At 75.6% G+C, this 427-nt stretch carries 1 pseudogene; it reads right to left on the reverse strand.

The features are described 5' to 3' along the window. A pseudogene (locus tag FV222_RS29130) lies at nt 1-427 on the reverse strand (heavy metal translocating P-type ATPase); the annotation flags it as partial.

The raw sequence follows: 427 nt of genomic DNA on the forward strand, positions 1-427 counted from the left end.
TCGCAGGCGCGCGCGCTCGGGCCGCAGCGCCGTCAACGCCCGGATGGCCGACGCGGTGCTGCGCTTGGCGCGGCTCTCCAGGCGCTTGCCGAGCAGCACCAGGGTGATCACCACCGCCGAGGCTTCGAAGTACAGGTGCGGGGTCGCGCGGCCGGCCTCCGCGGCGCGGACGAGCTGGTACAGGCTCAGCGCGTAGGCCGCGGAGGTGCCGAGCGCGACGAGCAGGTCCATGTTGCCGGCGCCCGCCCGCAGCGCGCGCCAGCCGGCCCGGTAGAACCGGGCGCCGAGCCAGAACTGGATCGGGGTCGCGAGCGCCAACTGCACCCAGCCGGGCGGCATCCAGGCGATCCCGAACGGCATCAGCAGCATCGGCGCGACCAGCGGCGCCGCGAGCGCCGCGGCGACCAGGAGGTGGATTCCGTCGCGG

This window comes from Methylobacterium sp. WL103 (assembly GCF_008039885.1).
Classification (GTDB): domain Bacteria; phylum Pseudomonadota; class Alphaproteobacteria; order Rhizobiales; family Beijerinckiaceae; genus Methylobacterium; species Methylobacterium cerastii.